This window comes from Stenotrophomonas sp. STK16_22, from assembly GCF_051984505.1.
Classification (GTDB): domain Bacteria; phylum Pseudomonadota; class Gammaproteobacteria; order Xanthomonadales; family Xanthomonadaceae; genus Stenotrophomonas; species Stenotrophomonas maltophilia_A.
Genome location: NZ_CP196972.1, coordinates 996689 through 1013876, shown reverse-complemented (window position 1 = coordinate 1013876; position 17188 = coordinate 996689). Strand labels below are relative to the sequence as shown.

General features: G+C 64.9%; 15 protein-coding genes and 1 tRNA gene. 8 read left to right on the top strand and 8 right to left on the bottom strand.

Going from position 1 to position 17188, the window contains the following annotated elements; all coding sequences use genetic code 11:
- Positions 1–83 precede the first annotated feature (83 nt).
- Complete coding sequence (locus ACSYAO_RS04600) at positions 84–653, top strand: Maf family protein (RefSeq protein WP_197655731.1); 570 nt, start codon at positions 84–86, stop codon at positions 651–653.
- 98 nt (positions 654–751) lie between these two features.
- Here the strand turns inward: ACSYAO_RS04600 and ACSYAO_RS04595 are convergent, their stop codons facing one another.
- The gene (locus ACSYAO_RS04595; protein WP_197655730.1) at positions 752–2587 is read right to left on the bottom strand and encodes a glycosyltransferase family 39 protein; all 1836 of its coding nucleotides are present in this window, start codon (positions 2585–2587) and stop codon (positions 752–754) included.
- A gap of 42 nt (positions 2588–2629) precedes the next feature.
- On the opposite strand from ACSYAO_RS04595, the gene ACSYAO_RS04590 reads away from it, so the two are divergent.
- Genes ACSYAO_RS04590 through ACSYAO_RS04575 form a run of 4 tightly spaced genes read left to right on the top strand, consistent with a single transcriptional unit; the run spans position 2630 to position 6996 of the window.
- Positions 2630–3583 (top strand): AAA family ATPase, encoded by a 954-nt coding sequence (locus ACSYAO_RS04590; protein WP_032127770.1) that lies wholly within the window; start codon positions 2630–2632, stop codon positions 3581–3583.
- A 23-nt stretch (positions 3584–3606) separates the two neighbouring features.
- A complete protein-coding gene (locus tag ACSYAO_RS04585; protein ID WP_032127771.1) occupies positions 3607–4530 on the top strand; it encodes a DUF58 domain-containing protein in 924 nt (307 codons plus the stop codon).
- On the top strand, positions 4523–6472 hold the full coding sequence (locus ACSYAO_RS04580) for a transglutaminase TgpA family protein (RefSeq protein WP_107431406.1): 1950 nt from the start codon (positions 4523–4525) through the stop codon (positions 6470–6472). Before ACSYAO_RS04585 ends, ACSYAO_RS04580 begins: the two co-directional genes overlap by 8 nt.
- Positions 6469–6996 (top strand): Slp family lipoprotein, encoded by a 528-nt coding sequence (locus ACSYAO_RS04575; RefSeq protein ID WP_032127773.1) that lies wholly within the window; start codon positions 6469–6471, stop codon positions 6994–6996. Before ACSYAO_RS04580 ends, ACSYAO_RS04575 begins: the two co-directional genes overlap by 4 nt.
- Before the next feature lie 98 nt (positions 6997–7094).
- Here the strand turns inward: ACSYAO_RS04575 and ACSYAO_RS04570 are convergent, their stop codons facing one another.
- The 4 genes from ACSYAO_RS04570 to dnaX all read right to left on the bottom strand — a co-directional run bounded on the left by ACSYAO_RS04570 (position 7095) and on the right by dnaX (position 10637).
- Complete coding sequence (locus ACSYAO_RS04570; RefSeq protein ID WP_014646179.1) at positions 7095–7454, bottom strand: histidine triad nucleotide-binding protein; 360 nt, start codon at positions 7452–7454, stop codon at positions 7095–7097.
- 66 nt (positions 7455–7520) lie between these two features.
- Positions 7521–8120 (bottom strand): recombination mediator RecR, encoded by a 600-nt coding sequence (recR, locus tag ACSYAO_RS04565; RefSeq protein ID WP_032127775.1) that lies wholly within the window; start codon positions 8118–8120, stop codon positions 7521–7523.
- A 141-nt stretch (positions 8121–8261) separates the two neighbouring features.
- Positions 8262–8582 (bottom strand): YbaB/EbfC family nucleoid-associated protein, encoded by a 321-nt coding sequence (locus tag ACSYAO_RS04560; protein WP_005408298.1) that lies wholly within the window; start codon positions 8580–8582, stop codon positions 8262–8264.
- A 6-nt stretch (positions 8583–8588) separates the two neighbouring features.
- On the bottom strand, positions 8589–10637 hold the full coding sequence (gene dnaX / locus ACSYAO_RS04555) for a DNA polymerase III subunit gamma/tau (RefSeq protein ID WP_262220705.1): 2049 nt from the start codon (positions 10635–10637) through the stop codon (positions 8589–8591).
- A gap of 162 nt (positions 10638–10799) precedes the next feature.
- Here dnaX and ACSYAO_RS04550 point away from each other — a divergent pair.
- Positions 10800–10892, top strand: a tRNA-Ser gene (locus tag ACSYAO_RS04550).
- A gap of 1241 nt (positions 10893–12133) precedes the next feature.
- On the opposite strand, the gene ACSYAO_RS04545 is transcribed toward ACSYAO_RS04550, so the two are convergent.
- The 3 genes from ACSYAO_RS04545 to ACSYAO_RS04535 form a co-directional block, all read right to left on the bottom strand.
- Positions 12134–12472, bottom strand: a complete 339-nt coding sequence (locus tag ACSYAO_RS04545; protein WP_152593484.1) for a hypothetical protein — start codon at positions 12470–12472, stop codon at positions 12134–12136.
- A 365-nt stretch (positions 12473–12837) separates the two neighbouring features.
- Complete coding sequence (locus ACSYAO_RS04540; protein WP_197655728.1) at positions 12838–13530, bottom strand: hypothetical protein; 693 nt, start codon at positions 13528–13530, stop codon at positions 12838–12840.
- Between the two features lie 223 nt (positions 13531–13753).
- Positions 13754–14788, bottom strand: coding sequence for a Fic family protein (locus ACSYAO_RS04535; RefSeq protein ID WP_081352366.1), 1035 nt, complete (start codon positions 14786–14788; stop codon positions 13754–13756).
- A 645-nt stretch (positions 14789–15433) separates the two neighbouring features.
- Between ACSYAO_RS04535 and ACSYAO_RS04530 the strand changes: the two genes are divergently transcribed.
- A complete protein-coding gene (locus ACSYAO_RS04530; protein WP_440566574.1) occupies positions 15434–16621 on the top strand; it encodes a DUF3667 domain-containing protein in 1188 nt (395 codons plus the stop codon).
- A 75-nt stretch (positions 16622–16696) separates the two neighbouring features.
- Positions 16697–17140: a GNAT family N-acetyltransferase gene (locus ACSYAO_RS04525; protein WP_197655726.1), complete on the top strand. Its 444-nt coding sequence runs from the start codon at positions 16697–16699 to the stop codon at positions 17138–17140.
- Positions 17141–17188 lie beyond the last annotated feature (48 nt).

Below are 17188 nucleotides of genomic sequence, written 5' to 3'. Positions count from 1 at the left end.
GGCTGTCAAATGCCCGCCATACAGGACTTGCCGCTGGCGCTGCGGACACGCCAGACTGCCGCGCCCTGCCCCGGTATTCTCGCATGTCACTGGTCCTGGCCTCCACCTCCCGCTACCGCCGCGAGCTGCTGCAGCGATTGGGCCTTGCCTTCGACTGCGCGCGCCCGGAGGTGGATGAAACCCCGTTGAATGGCGAAGCGCCGCCGGCTCTGGCCACGCGCCTGGCTGCGGCCAAGGCCGCCGAGGTGGCTGCCCGCCATCCGGGCGCCTGGGTAATCGGCTCGGACCAGGTCGCGGACCTGAACGGCCAGCCGCTGGGCAAACCCGGTACGGTCGAGGCCGCCTGTGCGCAGCTGGCAGCGATGTCCGGGCAGACGGTACGCTTCCATACCGCCGTCTGTCTCAGCCGTGATGGAGAATCATTCACGGCCGTCGATCTGACCGAAGTCTGCTTCCGCGCACTGAAACCGGACGAGATCGCCCGCTACGTGACCACCGAGCAGCCACTGGACTGCGCCGGCAGCTTCAAATGCGAGGGCCTGGGCATCAGCCTGTTCGACGCCATCGACAACCGCGACCCGACCGCGCTGGTCGGCCTGCCGTTGATCGCGGTGTGCGGACTACTGCGCAGGGCCGGTTTCGCGGTGCCCTGAACTGTAGCGTCGAGCCCTGCCCGACTGCTTCTGCTGTAGATGGCAGGCGGCCCGGAAAAAGCAGTCGAGCATGGCTCGCCCCTACAAAAGCAGAAGCCTCAACGGACCTCGAACGGCTGCTCCTGCCATTGCTCCACGCTGCCATCGCGGCCATACAGGCGCAGGCCCAGCCAATGCCTGCCCGGCGCCAGCGTGGTGGTATCCAGCGATGCGTCGAAGCCCACCGCCGGGTGCTGCGGATCGGTGCTGTCCGGCCACACGGGGCGCACGTCGAACACACGCCCATAGCGGGCGTCACCGATGGAACGGCCATCGACCAGCACTTCGACGCGTGCCAGGCCGACGCCATCCTTGAACGCCCAGCCCTTGATCGCGAACGTGCCGGACACCTTCTCGCCATTGGACGGCGCATCCAGCCACGCCATCGCCGGCGTCACGCACGGCCCTTCCGCGCGCTGCACCGGCAGGCGGAACAACAGGAAGCGCTGGAACCCGTGATCACTGCTGACCACGCGTGGCGCAGGCATCGGCCCCACCTGATCGCAGATGGCGTGATAGCGCTCCAGCAGTTCGCGATAGCGCTGGTCACTGGGTGACAGCACCAGCAGCATCGGCGCCGTGCGCTCGCCCTCATGCAGCAGGCCCCACTGTGCCAGCTGCGCGGTGCGGCCATGCTTGTCATTGAGCGGATGCGGCAGCACCTTGATGTTGCCATTGCCCAGCTGGAAGCCCAGCTCGGCGCCAACCTTGAAGTTGCCGGCCAGCACGCGCGTCCCTTCCGGCATCTGCCGCAGCTCTTCATGGACCGCTACGGCCAGTGGTTGCCAGCCAGCGAAATTGCGCGGGTAGTACTTGCTGCCGGCCATCTGCTCGCGCAGTGCCGGCGTGGATGCCATCAGGTAGTAGCCGAACGCCAGCACCATGCCCGCGCCTGCCAGCCACCAGCCGGTGCGGCGCAGCCAGCGCGGCCAGCCGTTGAGCACTACCGGCACCGCCACCAGCAGTGCGAGGTAGCCCGGCAGCGGCCAATGGAAACTGATCCGCTCGACGTCAGTGAAGAAGCCAAGCACGAAAATGCCCAACGTGGATACGCCGCCCACCAGGCCGAAATAGCGCCACTGCACGCGCGCACCGCCACCGCTCCGGGTTCCTGCCAGCGCCACCTTCCACATCGCCATGCACAGGATCGGCGTCACCAGCATCGGCTGGATCACCAGGAACCACAGCCCGCCCCATTCAAAGGCCCAGGGATGACGCTCGACCACCTGGAATTTCAGACCGGCATCGTGGTTGTCCGCATTCCACGCCAGCAGTGGCAGCCATGCCAGCACGCCCACCGCCAGTGCGACCCATACGCGCGGATCGGCCAGCATGCGCCGCCCCTGCGGCAATGCCAGCAGCGCGATGAAACCGACGCCGATGACACCGATGAAACGGTAGTGGCTGAGTGCACCGATCAGCAGGCCCAGCGCCAGCTTCATCGCCGAGGAGGCATCCACGTTGTGCAGCAGGCGCGCACCGGCGTGCAGGCAGATCACCGCCGCCAGCGCCATCGGCACGTCGGGTACCGCCAGCAGGCCCAGCGTCGCCGACAACGGCATCAACAGCGTGAGGCTGCCCGCCTGCCAACCCGCCACATTGCCGAACCAGCGCGTGGCCGTGCGCACCACCAGCAGCGGCAACAGCGCACCGATGGCCAGGAACGGCAGGCGCAGCGCAAGCACGTGATGACCGCCGAGCTCCACGCCCAGGCGGGCCAGCCAGGCGGTCAACCCGGGCAGATCCGAATAGGCCGCGGCCAGATGCTGGCCTTCCTGCCAATAGAACGCTTCGTCGACGAACAGCGGCAAGCGCGCGGCAACGATCAGCTTGGCCGCTGTGACCAGCGTCCATAACCAGAGAAATATCGTCCGTGCGCGCTGTTCGCCTTGCATTGCTCTATGGATAATCGAGTGGATTCCAGATCTGAGACGATCATGCCAGCTTCGTCCCCCAACCCCAGCATGCTAACCGATCAATTGCGTCAGGCCCTGCGGGAGGCACAGGATCAGGTGAACGCACTGGTACTGGGCAAGGTGCCGGAAGTCAGGCTGGCGTTCGTCGCATTGCTGTCCGGCGGTCACCTGCTGATTGAAGATCTGCCCGGCCTGGGCAAGACCACGCTGGCGCATGCGCTGGCCAGCAGCCTCGGCCTCAGCTTCCAGCGCGTGCAGTTCACCTCCGATCTGTTGCCCGCCGATGTGCTGGGCGTGTCGGTGTATGAAGCCGGCAGCCGTCAGTTCCAGTTCCACCCCGGCCCGGTGTTCACCCACGTACTGCTGGCCGACGAGATCAACCGCGCACCACCGCGCACGCAGAGCGCGTTGCTGGAAGCGATGGCCGAGCAACAGGTCACCCTGGATGGACAGACCCATGCCCTGCCCGATCCTTTCTTCGTGATCGCCACGCAGAACCCGGTGGATCTGTCCGGCACGTTCCCGCTGCCGGATTCGCAGCTGGACCGCTTCCTGCTGCGACTGGCGATGGGTTACCCCAGCGCGCAGGCCGAGCGCGAGCTGCTGCGCGGCAGCGATCGCCGCGACCTGATCGCGCGTGCCGTACCGAAACTGGATGACACCCAGGTGCGCGCGCTGCGCGACGCGGTGAACCAGGTGCATGCCAGCGACGCGCTGATCGACTATGTGCAGGCGCTGCTGACCCGCAGCCGCCAGCATGCCGGTGTGCGCGTGGGCCTGTCGCCACGTGCGGGCCTGGCGCTGCTGCGCGCGGCCAAGGCACATGCCCTGCTGCTGGGGCGCGGCCATGTGGTGCCCGAAGACGTGCAGACCCTGTTCGTGGCGGTGGCCGGTCACCGACTGGTGGCGGAAGCCGAATCCAGTTCGGGTCCGGCACTGGCGCGCGCGATCCTGCAGACCGTCGCGGTGGACTGAGCGTGGCCACACGCTGGGCACGCATGCAGCTGCTGGCTCGGCCACGCAGGCCCGAAGCCTTGCCGAGGCGGCTGGACCGCCATCGCATCTATGTGCTGCCCACCCGCTTCGGCCTGTTCGTTGCCACCCTGCTGGCGGCCATGCTGCTGGGCGCACTGAACTACAACAACAACCCGGCGCTGCTGCTGGCCCTGCTGCTCGCGGCAGCAGCAATCGCCAGTGCCATTGCCGCGCATCTCCAGTTGTCCGGCGTGCAGATCGATGCGATCTCCGCCGAGCCGGTAGCGGCCGGGCAACCGTTGCGTCTGCGCGTGGACCTCTCACTGCGTGACCCGCGTGCGCGGCACGGCCTTCATCTGCAGCTGGGTGACAGCAACGCCTGGACCTCGCTGCCTGCGCACGGCCGTGGCGAAGTGGAACTGGACGTTCCCAGCGAACGCCGTGGCTGGCTGGAACTGCCGCGCATCCGACTGTCCACCACCCAGCCGCTGGGCCTGGTGCGGGCGTGGTCGTGGGTGTGGCCGGAACAGCCGCTGCTGGTCTACCCGCTGGCCGAAGCCGTGGCGCCTGCACTGCCGGAGAGCGGCAGCGATCCGCTGCACACCCGCGCCCATGCCAGCGGCGAGGAACTGCATCAGCTGCGCCCCTACCGGGCTGGCGATGCGCCGCGCAGCATTTCCTGGAAGCACTCGGCTCGCCGCGACAGCCTGCTGGTGCGCGAGTACGAAAAGCCGGTCGGCATCGAAGTGATCCTCGACTGGCGCTCGTTGGCGCCGTTGGGCCATGAAGCACGCATCGCTCGATTGGCGCGCTGGGTGGATGTGGCCGAGCGCGAGGGCCGCCGCTACACCCTGCTGCTGCCTGCACACCCGCCGTTCGGGCCCGGTCAGGGCGCCAGCCACCATCACCTGTGCCTGCGCGCGCTGGCGCTGATGCCGCATGACTGAGACCCCGGCCCTGCTCGACCGCAATGCCCGCAACTGGACCCTGGCCAGCGCGGCGCTGGCCTTGTTGCCGTTACTGCTGCAGCTGCCGCCACTGCTGGCTGGTGTGATCGCGCTGGCGGCGATCATCACCGCCGCCCTGTCGTGGCGGACAGTGTTGCCGATGCCGGTACGCCTGCTGCTGGTGCTGGGCATGCTCGGCGCCATCGTCTGGCAGATGGGCATGGTGCGCCCCGGGCGCGATACCGGTTGCGCACTGCTGGCCGCGATGCTGGCGATCAAGTCCAGCGAGCTGCGCAGCCTGCGTGATGCCCGCAGCCTGCTCGGCTTCGCGCTGTTCTCGCCCTTTGCAGCATTCCTGCTCGACCAGGGGCCGCTGACAACCGCGCTGGCCGCGCTGGCCGGGGGCAGCGCACTGATCGCGCTGCAACGCCTGGCCCAGGATGAAGGTCATGCTGGCCGCCTGCCACTGCGCGGGCAGCTGCATGGTGTCGGCCGCCTGTTGGCGATCGGCCTGCCGCTGGCATTGGCCTGCTTCTGGCTGTTCCCGCGCCTGGCCACACCACTGTGGGGTGTTCCCGAGCGCGCCGTGGGTACACCGGGGTTGTCCGACAGCATGGAGCCCGGCCAGTGGTTGGACCTGATGGCCGACGACAGCCCGGCGCTGCGCGTGCAATTCTTCGGCACTCCACCCGAGCCGGCGCAGCGTTACTGGCGCGGCCCTGTACTGACAGCCTTCGATGGACGGCGCTGGACACGCGACCGCGCCAGCGCGCGGCGGCCTGCTGCCGTGGTTGAAGCAAGTACACAGGGCTGGGATTACCAGATCGACTACGAGCCGACCGACCGCCGCCAGCTGGTGGCGCTGGACCTGCCCAGCCGCGCGCCTGCAGGCAGCATGCTGGATGCGGACATGAGCCTGAGCAGCGAACGCCCGCTGGCCTCGCTCAGCCGCTGGCGGTTGCATTCGGCCCCTCCCCTGCGTTTCGACAGCACGCTGTCGCCCTATCTGCGCCGCGCGACGCTGCAGCTGCCGACCGGCTTCAACCCGCGCACTGCCACGTTGGCGCAGCAATGGCGACAGGAGGCTGGCAGCGATGACGAGGCCATCGTGCGCCGCGCGCTGCAGTGGATCACCACCGACTTCTCGTACACGCTGGACACCCCTGCGGCGGGACGCGACCCGATCGACGAGTTCCTGTTCGGCTACAAGGCCGGCTTCTGTGAACACTTCAGCTCGGCCTTCGTGGTGCTGATGCGCAACGCCGGCCTCCCGGCGCGGGTGGTGACCGGTTTCGCCGGCGGCACCCGCAACCGCATCGGCGACTACTGGGTAGTGCGGCGAATGGATGCCCACGCCTGGGCCGAGGTGTGGCTGCCGCAGCGCGGCTGGGTCCGGGTGGACCCGACCGCAGCCGTGGCACCGGAACGCATCCTGGACACACTGGATGACCGCCTGCAGGCCGGCACGGACACGCCACTGCAGCAGCGTTGGCTGCAGCTGGGCCAGCTGGGCGACTGGCTGCGCCGCGGCTGGAACGACCTGGTGCTGTCGTTCGATGCGCGCCGCCAGCAACAGCTGCTCAAGCCGTTCGGGCTGGACGATCTGGGCCCTGGGCAGCTGGTCGCTGGCTTCGTGGTGGCCGCACTGCTGGCGCTGGCGTGGATGGCCTGGCTGCTGGCCCGTGGCGAGCGCGAACGCGACCCGCTGCTGCGCGCCTGGCACCGGCTCGGACGGCGCTACGCCCGCCTCGGCCTGGCCCGTGAACCGCACGAAACCGCCCAGGACTGGGCACAGCGCGTACACCGGCAGCGTCCTGACCCGGCCCTGCTCGCGCTCAGCCAGCGTTTCGCTGATGCGCGTTACGCTGGAACTTGCACCGACCTCGCTTCATTATTGCGGGACCTGCGCAGGCATCGCCCGACTTCCGGAGCCTCCCCATGAACACCAAGTTCCTTCTCACCGCTGTGGCCACGCTGGCCCTGTCGGCCTGCGCCACGGCCCCCAAGCCGCTGCAGGGACAGTTCAGCCTGGTCTCCCCTCGCGATTCGGTCGCTACCCAGCAGGTCGGCACGCCGGTCCGTTGGGGCGGTCGCATCATCGAAACCAAGCCCGGCCAGGGCGAGACCTGCTTCCAGATCATCTCGCGCCCGCTCAATGGCAGTGGCCGCCCGAACACCACTTCGTCCGATGCCAGCGACGGTCGTTTCATCGCCTGCCGTGCCGGCTTCTACGACCCGGCGGTGTTCGAAGCCGGTCGTGACGTGACCTTCATCGGCAAGATCGACGGCTACCAGAACACCCGCATCGGCGAATACGACTACCGCCTGCCGAAGCTGTCGGCTGATGTGATCTACCTGTGGCCGGAACAGCGTCAGGTCGACGTGGTGCCCTACCCCTATGGCCCGTGGGGCCCGAGCCCGTATGGCCCGTACTGGGGCGGCTATGGTCGCTGGGGCTGGTGGTGATCGTCACCGCACAGGCATGACGGAAAAGGCCGCCCTCGGGCGGCCTTTTCCATCCACGCCGGGATACGGTAGATCCACGCCATGCGTGGATAGGGGCTTCAACGCCCCGGGGTACCGAAGTGCCCCAGCGGCGCACCGGCCAGCAGGTGCATGTGGATATGGAACACGGTCTGCCCGGCATCCTCGCGGCAGTTCATCACGATGCGGTAGCCGTCCTGAGCAAAGCCCTCGCGGCGCGCGTACTCGGCGGCAGCCAGCGCCAGCTTGCCGATCAGGTGCGCCTGCGACGGCTGCAGGTCATCCAGGGTCGGAATGATCTCGTTCTTCGGAATGAACAGCACGTGCACCGGCGCCTGCGGTGCGATGTCCTTGAAGCCCAGCACCTCGTCATCCTCGTAGACGATGGTGGCCGGGATCTCGCGACGGATGATCTTGCTGAAGAGGGTTTCGTTGCTCATGATCGGCCTCGGCGGGGATGTCTCCCGCATTGTAGGCCGCCCGCGCCCGGCCATGCCGGCCGTTGCTCAATCGCGGAATTCGCTGCGCGTCCCGAACGCGTGCGACAGCGTGCCACGATCGACGTATTCCAGTTCGCCGCCCAGCGGCAGGCCCTGCGCCAGGCGGCTGGGCTGCACCTTGCGTGCGCGCGCCAGCTGCGCCAGGTAATGCGCGGTGGCCTCCCCCTCCACAGTGGCGCTGGTGGCGATGATCAGCTCCTGCACCTCGCCTTCGGCCAACCGTCGCTCCAATTGCTCCAGGCCCAGCTCGCGCGGGCCGATGCCATCGAGCGGCGACAGCCGCCCCTGCAGCACGAAGTAGACACCGCGGAAGCCGGTGGCGTTCTCGATGGCCAGGCGGTCGGCCGGTGATTCGACCACGCACAGCTGGCTGCGCTCGCGGCTGCTGTTGGCACAGGTCGGGCACAACTCGGTTTCGCTGAAGTCGCGGCACTGCGCGCAGTGGCCAATGCGTTCCACCGCCAGCGCCAGGGTTTCGGCCAGGCGCTGACCACCTTCGCGCTCGCGCTCGAGCAGGTGGTAGGCCATGCGCTGCGCCGTCTTCTGGCCCACGCCAGGCAGCACCCGCAGTGCGTCGATCAATTGTTCAAGCAGGGGTGCGGACACGGCGGCAGGCTTTCATTGCGTCGAGCAGGCTCGACGGCTGTTTGTAGAGTCGAGCCATGCTCGACTGAAGGTTGGAACAGTCGAGCAAGCTCGACTCTACGGGATCCGTGGCACCCGGTTACACGGGTGCCACGCTGAAAATCAGAACGGCAGCTTCATGCCCGGCGGCAGCTGCATGCCGGCGGTGGCCGACCCCATCTTCGACTTCGACTCGGCATCGATCTTGTTCGAGGCATCGTTGAAGGCGGCGGCGATCAGGTCTTCCAGCATCTCCGGGTCGCTGGTCAGCGACGGGTCGATGCGCACCTTGCGGCATTCCTTGGCACCGGTCAGGGTCACGCTGACCATGCCGCCGCCGGCGCTGCCGGTCACTTCGATCTTGGCGATTTCTTCCTGGGCCTTCTGCAGGTTTTCCTGCATCTTCTGGGCCTGCTGCATCAGTTGGGCGATGTTGCCGCGCATAGTGTCCTACTCGTCAAAAGAACGGATGGAATCGGAAACAACCCGGGCGCCGTGCTGTTGGATCAGCACCTGCACTTCCGGATCGTCCATGAAAACAGCCTCTGCCACCTGCTGCCGCTCGCCACGCTGGCGATCGGCACGCTGGTGCAGGGTCTCGGCCGGAACGTGTTCGGTTTCCACGGTCTCGACCACGATCTTCGGCGCCTGGCCGAGGGCCTTCTCCAGCATCTCGCCCAGGGCGGCCAGCGCGCGCTCCGAGCGCAGATATTCAAATCCGGGCGAAAGACCCAGTTTCAAGGTCCCGTGCTGGCAACTGATGAAGGCAGCGTTGGCGGCCAGCTGCCGCGACGGGCCGCTCAGGCCACTGTTGGCGACCAGATCCAGCCAATCCTCGGCGCTGGCCAGATCGCTCACACCTTCCAGCGGCGCATTCTCCTGCACTGGCGCCGGCTCGACCGGCGCGATGGCAATGCCTTCAGTGCGGAACGGGCGCTCGGGCGGTGCAGGCTCGCTGGGAGCCGCGACGGGAGCCGGCGGCTCATGCCAGGGCGCCACCATGGCAGCTTCCGGCCCAGCCATCTCGGCCGCCAGCGCCTCGTCACGTGCCTCGTCACGTGCCTCGGCTTCGTCGGTGGCCCACGGCGGCAGGTCGTCGCCCACTTCTGTTTCAACGGACGGCGGCGTCGCTGCTTCGGCCTTCACCGGCGGCGGTGACACCGGCTCTTCCACCGGAACCGGCTCGGGCTCCGGCGTCGGGTCCGGTTCGGGTCGTGGGGCCGGCTCAGGTTCGGGTTCAGGTTCGCGCGGCGCGGCCTGCACCGGAGCGGCCACCTGCGCCACCACGGCCGGGCTTGCCGAAGCGGCGGCAGTCGCCGGCGTCGCTTCGTGGGTACCCGCACCGGTGCCACCACCGGCAGCATTGCCACCCGGCGCATTGCCTGCACCATCCACCGACTTCGGCACCGGCGGGACCGCCGCGGCCGGGCGGAACGCCAGCATGCGCAGCACAGCCATTTCAAAGCCCGCGCGCGGGCTAGGCGCCAGCGGCAGGTCACGACGGCCGTTCAAGGCCATCTGATACCAGAGCTGCACCACTTCCGGACGCAGGCGTTCGGCGAACACCGTCGCATCCAGGCCTTCGGCAGCCGCTGCGGCACCCGGTACCAGCTGCTGCACCTGGATGCGATGCAGGCCTTCGGCCAGCGCTTCCAGTACGCCGCTCCAGTCCGGCGAGAACTCCGCCAGCGCAGCCACCACCTGCAACAGGCGCGGACCATCGCCTTCGGCCAGCGCATCGAGCATCGCTGCCACCTGGGTGCGGTCGACCGTGCCCAGCATGGTGCGCACCACGTCCTCGCGCAGCGCGCCGCCGGCGTAGGCGATCGCCTGGTCCAGCAGCGACAGGCCGTCACGCAGGCTGCCGTCGGCGGCCTTGGCCAGCTGCACGATGGCGCTGCCGTCGGCCTCGATTTCCTCAGCCGCCAGGATGCGGGTCATCTGGCCCTGGATCTGATCCTCGTCCAGGCGCTTGAGGTTGAACTGCAGGCAGCGGCTGAGCACGGTGACCGGCAGCTTCTGCGGGTCGGTGGTGGCCAGCAGGAACTTCACGTGCTCCGGCGGCTCCTCCAGCGTCTTCAGCAGCGCGTTGAACGCCGCCTTGGACAGCATGTGCACTTCGTCGATCAGGTAGACCTTGAACTTGCCACGCGAGGGCATGTACTGCGCGTTCTCGATCACCTCGCGCACGTCATCCACGCCGGTGTTGGACGCGGCGTCGATTTCCAGCAGGTCGATGTAGCGGCCAGCGTCGATGTCCAGGCAGGCCGCGCACTGGCCGCATGGGTCTGCGCTGGTGCCCTGCTCGCAGTTGAGCGACTTGGCGAAGATGCGCGCGATCGTGGTCTTGCCCACGCCGCGGGTACCGGTGAACAGGAACGCATGGTGGACCCGGCCGCTGTCCAGCGCGTTGCTGAGCGCACGGACCACGTGTTCCTGGCCCACCAGCTCGGCAAAACGCTTCGGACGCCACTTGCGGGCAAGGACGAGATAGGACATCAGGCCACCGTTTTCCATCGGATGTTCCATTGTGCCATGCCTGTCCAGCCCCCTCGCCTCCGGCACGTCCTTCGCAGGTTCCTGACCGGGGTGCTTGTGAAGTGCCGCGCGGCCCGCTAGAATCTGCGCCCCTGCTGAGGCGTTTGCCGATGGCAGGGATCCGGAGAGGTGTCCGAGTGGTTGAAGGAGCACGCCTGGAAAGTGTGTAAGCGTCTAAACCGCGCTTCGGGGGTTCGAATCCCCCTCTCTCCGCCAGACAAACGCAAAAGGGCCGCCCACAGGGTGGCCCTTTTGCGTTTGTCTGGCGGATGGGATGGGTGGTGAGAAGCCACGCCGGGGTTCGACGGTTCTGCAGGAGCAGAACCGGACCGCCGCAGGCGGGTCCCGAGGCGCAACGCGCATCGGGATCGGGTGCATGGATGCACACGACAATCCCCCTCTCTCCGCCAGATAACTGAAAAAGGCTGCCCCCAGGGGCGGCCTTTTTCAGTTATCTGGCGCGGGACGCGAAGTGCGCTGCGCGCACTTCGCCCCAAACGTTGCTGCGCAACCTTTGGGCCCCTCCCTTTGCCGGCCTCTCCCCGCCCCTGTCGGGGCAGCCCCTCAACAGAGGGGCTTGTTCCTCCAGATGCGCGACATGCACGGACAGATCACCGCAGGCGGGTCCCGAGGCGCAACGCGCATCGGGATCGGGTGCATGGATGCACACGACAATCCCCCTCTCTCCGCCAGATTACGCAAGCCTCTGTTTACGCAGGGGTTTTTGCTTTTCTGAGATAACCTTCGGCGGGACACGAATCGGGACACATCTGACGATGCACACCCCAAACCATCTTGTTCGCGCGCCCTCTGGGCTCTGGTCGTTCCGGCAACGGGTCCCGCCGATCTCCAGGCCATCGCGTCTTCAAACGCCGACTGCGCAAGACCGAGCTGGCCGTGGCCCAGCTGCGCCCTGCAACTGACGGCGCGCTATGCTCGGGCTTTCGAGGCGCTGAGAGAGCAACGCATGGGAATCAAGGAAGAGGACATCGGCGCGCTTCCAAGCACCTGACCGATGGCGACCCGCTACAGCAGTTGATCTTGAACCGGACCAAGGCGGCAGACGGGACGGTGACCGAGCACTAGCAAATCGACTGGCCTCGCTGCCGCTCGGCCCCCTCTCGGCAAAACGGTAATGGCGGCGCTCCTGCGCCGCCGGGCTTGCGCAACGGCGAAAACGCGTTATGCACTAGGGGTGGGCAAACGTCCTAGCAGCGGCACGCGCCGCCGACAAACTCCTGAAAGCCGCTGGTTACGACACGAGCGGCGAAGCTTGCGCCGAACCATGAAGAAAAAGCGAAAAGCAGCCAATGCCGCCAAGCAAGGGAAGAAGAAGGGAACAATGCGGAGAGCTCTGGCGCGCTGGTCGATGGCTTACATCGACCAGCACTGCATTATTGCCCATGCCTGCGAAGTCAGGGTGCCCTTAAGAGGGCACCCTGCTGCACCATATACGACTACCCTTGTGGGCGCGGATCAGGCACCTGGTCTCCTGCGAATCCCTTGTAGAGCAAAGACGCTCTCCTGTCGGCAGCCGCCAGCTCCGCAGAGCTGAGACCCATCTTCGCAATCTCGGTCGCTGCTTTGTGGTCGCCCATGATGTAAGCCAGACGGAGATATGCTGCACCATCTACCGCGTTTGGCACTTTCGATTCGCGATACGACTCTGAGATCGCGTAAAGCGCATAGAAGTTGCCCGATAGCACCTGATTTCGGAGCATGACTTGGCCGTCCATGAAGTTCTTCTCCAAGGCAATCCGTTTTCCCAGCACCGCGGCTGCGGTGGAGTCGCCCACTGACGCCTTTTGCTGCAATACATCCAGCGACTCTGATCGAAGCCGCTCGAGTTCCGCCTGCGAAGGATATTGATGCCGAATTAGCCATTCAGCCTCTTCTTGAGATCTTGCTTGCAGAGGGCCGGCGTCACGGCAGTCTCCAGTGCACAAGCGCTGCGCAACCACGGCCGCGTCAAAGCTATGGGATTCACCACCCGTCGAGAGCTGGGACGTGGTAGCGCGTGGTGTCTGTCCCGGAACAGAGTGGGACGACTCGGCGCCTTCTGCCGCCGGTGCCACTGCGCCCTTGTCTGGGGCGGGTTGTTCTGAACAAGCCGTGGCGATGACTGCCAAAATGGCCGTAAACAGAATCGATCTCGCGTGCATTACTTTACCCCGCACATGTTTTTCTGGACCTGTGTCCACCATTTTGAGCAGGATGCGTCTTCCGTCACTGCACGCCATTTCTCGCCGATAGAGTTTCGCGTGTCAACGAGCTCGACGATCCCATACGGAACGTAGTTTTCGAGGGGTACGCCAACCTTTCGTTGATGTTCAATGAACCAAATCATGAAATTCTGATTGTCGTTGGCCTCAGCATCGAATGCTTTCAGCATCTCGATACAATACTTTTCCGGCTTGGTCAGCGTTCCCCCGACGCGATACTGACTCGACGCATCGAGCTGAATGTCACATGTCAAACCAAGCTGAATCCGCATGCGAGCATTGGTCTCCACAAGGCTGGCGCCTGAGGCGAAACTGTTGACCTGTTCCTGCAAAGCTACTTGAAGGAACCAGATGGCTAGGGAATCCATCTGGATCGGCGTTCCTTCCCAATAGGCCTTGCCATTGACGAACGAATGAGCCATCCGCATGGAAGAGCGTTGTCCCGCGGGTATTCGATCATCCCCAAACAGCGGATCCGTTGGCATGGGAATAGGATTAGGGCAGGCGGCGGGACGAGTGGCAAGCAGGAATTCACAAGATTGTTGCTGGTCACTACCAGCCCCGCCACCGCCCCCACCACTTGAATCGCCGGGATCATATCCTAGGTCAGGCGGGCGAGCCGGCGGTTCCATCGGAGGAGTGTATGGAGGAACGTAGGGAGGAGGGGTTGCGTCCACCGGAGGAAGATTGGTAGTGCCCCTGTCCGTCGAGGTGTCTGCGAAGCCGGGCTGAACGGCAAAGAAGCATCCTGCAACCACCAAGCTCAACCTAATGCTATGCCGTATTGCGGCTCTCAGATCCGAGCCCCGTGTTGTCGAGTTGTTTGAGCGGTGCACGTGTCGCATTTTTCTCATTTCATCCTTGTGCTTTCATCGTTTGAAGGGGTAAATCTTCGCCCGAAGTACTGTCCTTGCAGATCTTCTGGAGAAGGGTGCGAAGCGTTTCGCTATAGAAATTGGTGTGGCGGCAGTCCTCGTGTTTGGAGACCATTCTTGCGGAAAGCCCTTGGTTGACCGTACTGTTGAGTGCACAGATGCCGGCTGGGGAAATCTGTCCAAAGGCTGCTAGACAATCCAGAACGCGGGTATCGCACCCTGCCGCTGCTGCATCGAGATAGGCCTTCCCGATGTTAGAGCTGGTATGACGCCATTGGATGTAGTGGTTCACATCGAATAAGGTTCCACCGTCCAGGGATCGCTCCCGCCATGATCTAGTTAGGCCAATCTTGTCGAACATGAGCCGCCACGCAATGTAAAGCGGATACAAGCTACGTTTCCTGGAGGCCATTTTGATCAAGAGGGTTCGGGCCACTCTGCCGTTGCCGTCATGCAACGGATGGATCGTCAAGAACTGAAATGCCGCGGCTTCGTCAATCTCCTCATTGGGGTTGTCGAGATGATCTGCGAGGAATGACACTAGATCCGCCATCTGTTGCGGCACTCTTGCCATTGCGGGGCAAACAAGACTTGCCTCTAAGGGCGATGCTGCCCCGACCCAGGAGCGATCCGAGCGAAGTTGGAACGGTGCAATTCCGGAGCACTGAGCCATCTGCTCCAGAAAACTCCTCCAATCCTGAACATCGCTAGTTGCCAGCGGTCGGATGCTTTGAATGATTCCGTCCTTGGCACTGGGTGAAAGTGAATAGCTCTCAGCCACGTGGACTCTGTGGACACGATTGAATCGGGCTGTAATCAGCAGCAGTGCCCGAGCCGCTTTCATGTCCATCCGCCAGTCAGTGTGCGTCACTGAGGAAAATGAGTGCCCTGACAGTGGCTGGGGACTGGAGACAACGACTCCATGGTCTTCCCATATGCGGGGATCGGCCGCTTCCTTGATCAACGGCAGCGGTGTGAATAGGCAGCCCGGATGGATTTCAACAGCCGACGGCATTCTTCATGTCCCCGATAGCGAATTGAGAGCTTGGGCGGCGCTTATGAGTCGTCCCGATACGTACTAACGTAGAAGTGGCATGATCACCCCCGGTGATTGGGAGAAGATCCTCTCCCCTCGCCGGGTGCCCGTTGTTCGCAGTGAAGTGGTTAGCCACTAGGAGGCCCTGAGATGGCTCATTGAGCAGTCGGGTCCAGCGGGTAGGACCAATTGGAGTAGCTATCCCGCGACCAGCCCTCGGCGATCCAGGCGGCATTCTCTAAAGGCACACGGAGGAGCCCCGGAGCTATCCGTGCATGCTTGGATAGTCCTACAATGCGCCGGGCACAAAACAGGGCACTCCCGGTTTGTGAATGCCAAGCGGTTCAAGGGGTTGGATCCGACTCAACTGGATCCCCCCTCTCCGCCAGATAACTGAAAAAGGCTGCCTCAAGGGGTGGCCTTTTTCAGTTATCTGGCGCGGGACGCGAAGTGCGCTGCGCGCGCTTCGCCCCAAACGTTGCTGTGCAACCATTGGGCCCCTCCCTTCGCCTGCCTCTCCCCGCCCCTGTCGTGGCAGCCCCTCAACAGAGGGACTTGTTCCTCCAGATCCATCAGTAGATCCACGCCACGCGTGGATGCTTTTGATCGCCTTACGCACGCTCGTTGGCACTCCAAAACAAAGCTGAACGAAACCTGAAAATTCGCTATCGTAGACGCCTTCATCCGACGCCTGGCCCATTGCCCATGAGTTCGACCGACAGCGCTCACGCCGACTGCGAGAACTGCAACACCGCCCTGCAGGGCCACTACTGCCATCGCTGCGGGCAATCGGCGCACAACCCGCTCAAGCACGTGGGCCATGCCATCGAAGAAGTGTTCGAATCCTTCTGGCACCTGGACGGGCGCATCTTCCGCACGCTGCGCGATCTTTGGGTTCCCGGCCGCATCACGCAAAACTACCTCAAGGGCCGCCGGGTCGGATACGTGCAGCCTTTGCGGCTGTTCGTCATCCTCACCCTGTTTACGTTCTTCATCGGCAAACTGTTCGTGCACGTCGACGACATCCGCATGGGCGGAGGCGATTCGCTGTATGCCAAGTCCAACACCGTTGAACAGGTCGAGGCCGCACGCGCGAAACAGCTCGCGACGATCGATCGCCAGCAGGCCAACTCACCCGCTACCGGCAACGCCGGCTTCGCCATGGCCAGAGCGGCGGTGAATGCGGCAGCCGCACAGCGCAAAGCCGAGCTCACCGGCACCAGCAAGGAGGTCGCCACAACCGAGCCCGGCACCTTCTTCAACCACACCGTCAACGGCAAACCGTGGGACGCTGACACCAACCCCATCGTGGTGGCCGGCTGGCCCCGGTTCGCCAACAACTGGCTCAACAAGCGCCTGCACAACGGCAACGCCAACATCCAGCGCATGGGGGGCAAGACCGATCTGTACATGCAGGCGATCCTGACCGCATTGCCCGGTGCCCTGTTCTTCCTGATGCCGGTGTTCGCGCTGGTTCTGCGCATCGCCTACGTGCCACGGCAGATGGGGTATCTGGAACATCTGGTGGTGGCGCTGTACAGCCACTGCTGGTTGATGATGGTGCTGCTGGCAACCTTCCTCATCGCCGGCATCAGCAGCGCGCTCGCATCCCCCGCCTTCGCCGCCGCCAGCCAATGGCTGTATGCCCTGCTGTGGCTGGCGGTCCCGGTCTATCTGCTGTGGATGCAGCAACGCGTGTATGGCGGCAACAAGGCGCTGACCGTGTTGCGCTACCTTGCCATCGGCGGCGTCTACCTGTTCCTGGTGAGCTTCGTGGTGATGTATGCGGTGCTGGCGGGAATCTCGGCCTGAGGGATACACGCACGGCATCCGGCCCATGAATCCACGTGTAGCGTGGATCTACTGACGATCGTCTATCGTGGGCCCATGAACCTCCGCCTCTACCGACCCGCAGATGCCAGCGCCTGCCTGTCGATCTTCGACAGCAACGTGCCCACCTACTTCGCACCGGAAGAGCGGAGCGACTTCGAACGCTTCCTGCGTGAGCAGGCCATGGACTATGCATTCCAGGTCATCGAGCGCGATGGCAGCATCGTGGCCTGCGGCGGCCTGTCGCGACGCGGCGATGGTAGTGCCGGTTTCTGCTGGGGCATGGTGCAGCGCGCGCTGCACCGGCAGGGGCTGGGCCGCGAACTGGCGCTGGCGCGCCTGCGCCAGGCCGAAGTGGATCCCACAATCAAGCGCATCGCGCTCAGTACCAGCCAGCACACCCAGGGCTTCTATGCCGGCCTGGGCTTCCAGGTGACGCGGATCGTGCCCGATGGCCACGGTGCCGGGATCGACGCCGTGGAAATGGAGCGGGAGCTCTAGCGCTCCCGCCCCGGTCCCATCCACGCCCGCCGTGGTTCTACCGCTGGC

Bases quoted from the DNA above. Each gene is read 5' to 3' on its own strand.
- ACSYAO_RS04570 (WP_014646179.1), bottom strand. From the start codon at position 7,454: ATGAGCAACGAAACCCTCTTCAGCAAGATCATCCGTCGCGAGATCCCG.
- ACSYAO_RS04600 (WP_197655731.1), top strand. From the start codon at position 84: ATGTCACTGGTCCTGGCCTCCACCTCCCGCTACCGCCGCGAGCTGCTG.
- ACSYAO_RS04525 (WP_197655726.1), top strand. From the start codon at position 16,697: ATGAACCTCCGCCTCTACCGACCCGCAGATGCCAGCGCCTGCCTGTCG.
- dnaX (WP_262220705.1), bottom strand. From the start codon at position 10,637: ATGTCCTATCTCGTCCTTGCCCGCAAGTGGCGTCCGAAGCGTTTTGCC.
- ACSYAO_RS04580 (WP_107431406.1), top strand. From the start codon at position 4,523: ATGACTGAGACCCCGGCCCTGCTCGACCGCAATGCCCGCAACTGGACC.
- ACSYAO_RS04585 (WP_032127771.1), top strand. From the start codon at position 3,607: ATGCAGCTGCTGGCTCGGCCACGCAGGCCCGAAGCCTTGCCGAGGCGG.
- ACSYAO_RS04575 (WP_032127773.1), top strand. From the start codon at position 6,469: ATGAACACCAAGTTCCTTCTCACCGCTGTGGCCACGCTGGCCCTGTCG.
- ACSYAO_RS04590 (WP_032127770.1), top strand. From the start codon at position 2,630: ATGCCAGCTTCGTCCCCCAACCCCAGCATGCTAACCGATCAATTGCGT.
- ACSYAO_RS04560 (WP_005408298.1), bottom strand. From the start codon at position 8,582: ATGCGCGGCAACATCGCCCAACTGATGCAGCAGGCCCAGAAGATGCAG.
- ACSYAO_RS04595 (WP_197655730.1), bottom strand. From the start codon at position 2,587: ATGCAAGGCGAACAGCGCGCACGGACGATATTTCTCTGGTTATGGACG.
- ACSYAO_RS04540 (WP_197655728.1), bottom strand. From the start codon at position 13,530: ATGGAACCGCCGGCTCGCCCGCCTGACCTAGGATATGATCCCGGCGAT.
- ACSYAO_RS04535 (WP_081352366.1), bottom strand. From the start codon at position 14,788: ATGCCGTCGGCTGTTGAAATCCATCCGGGCTGCCTATTCACACCGCTG.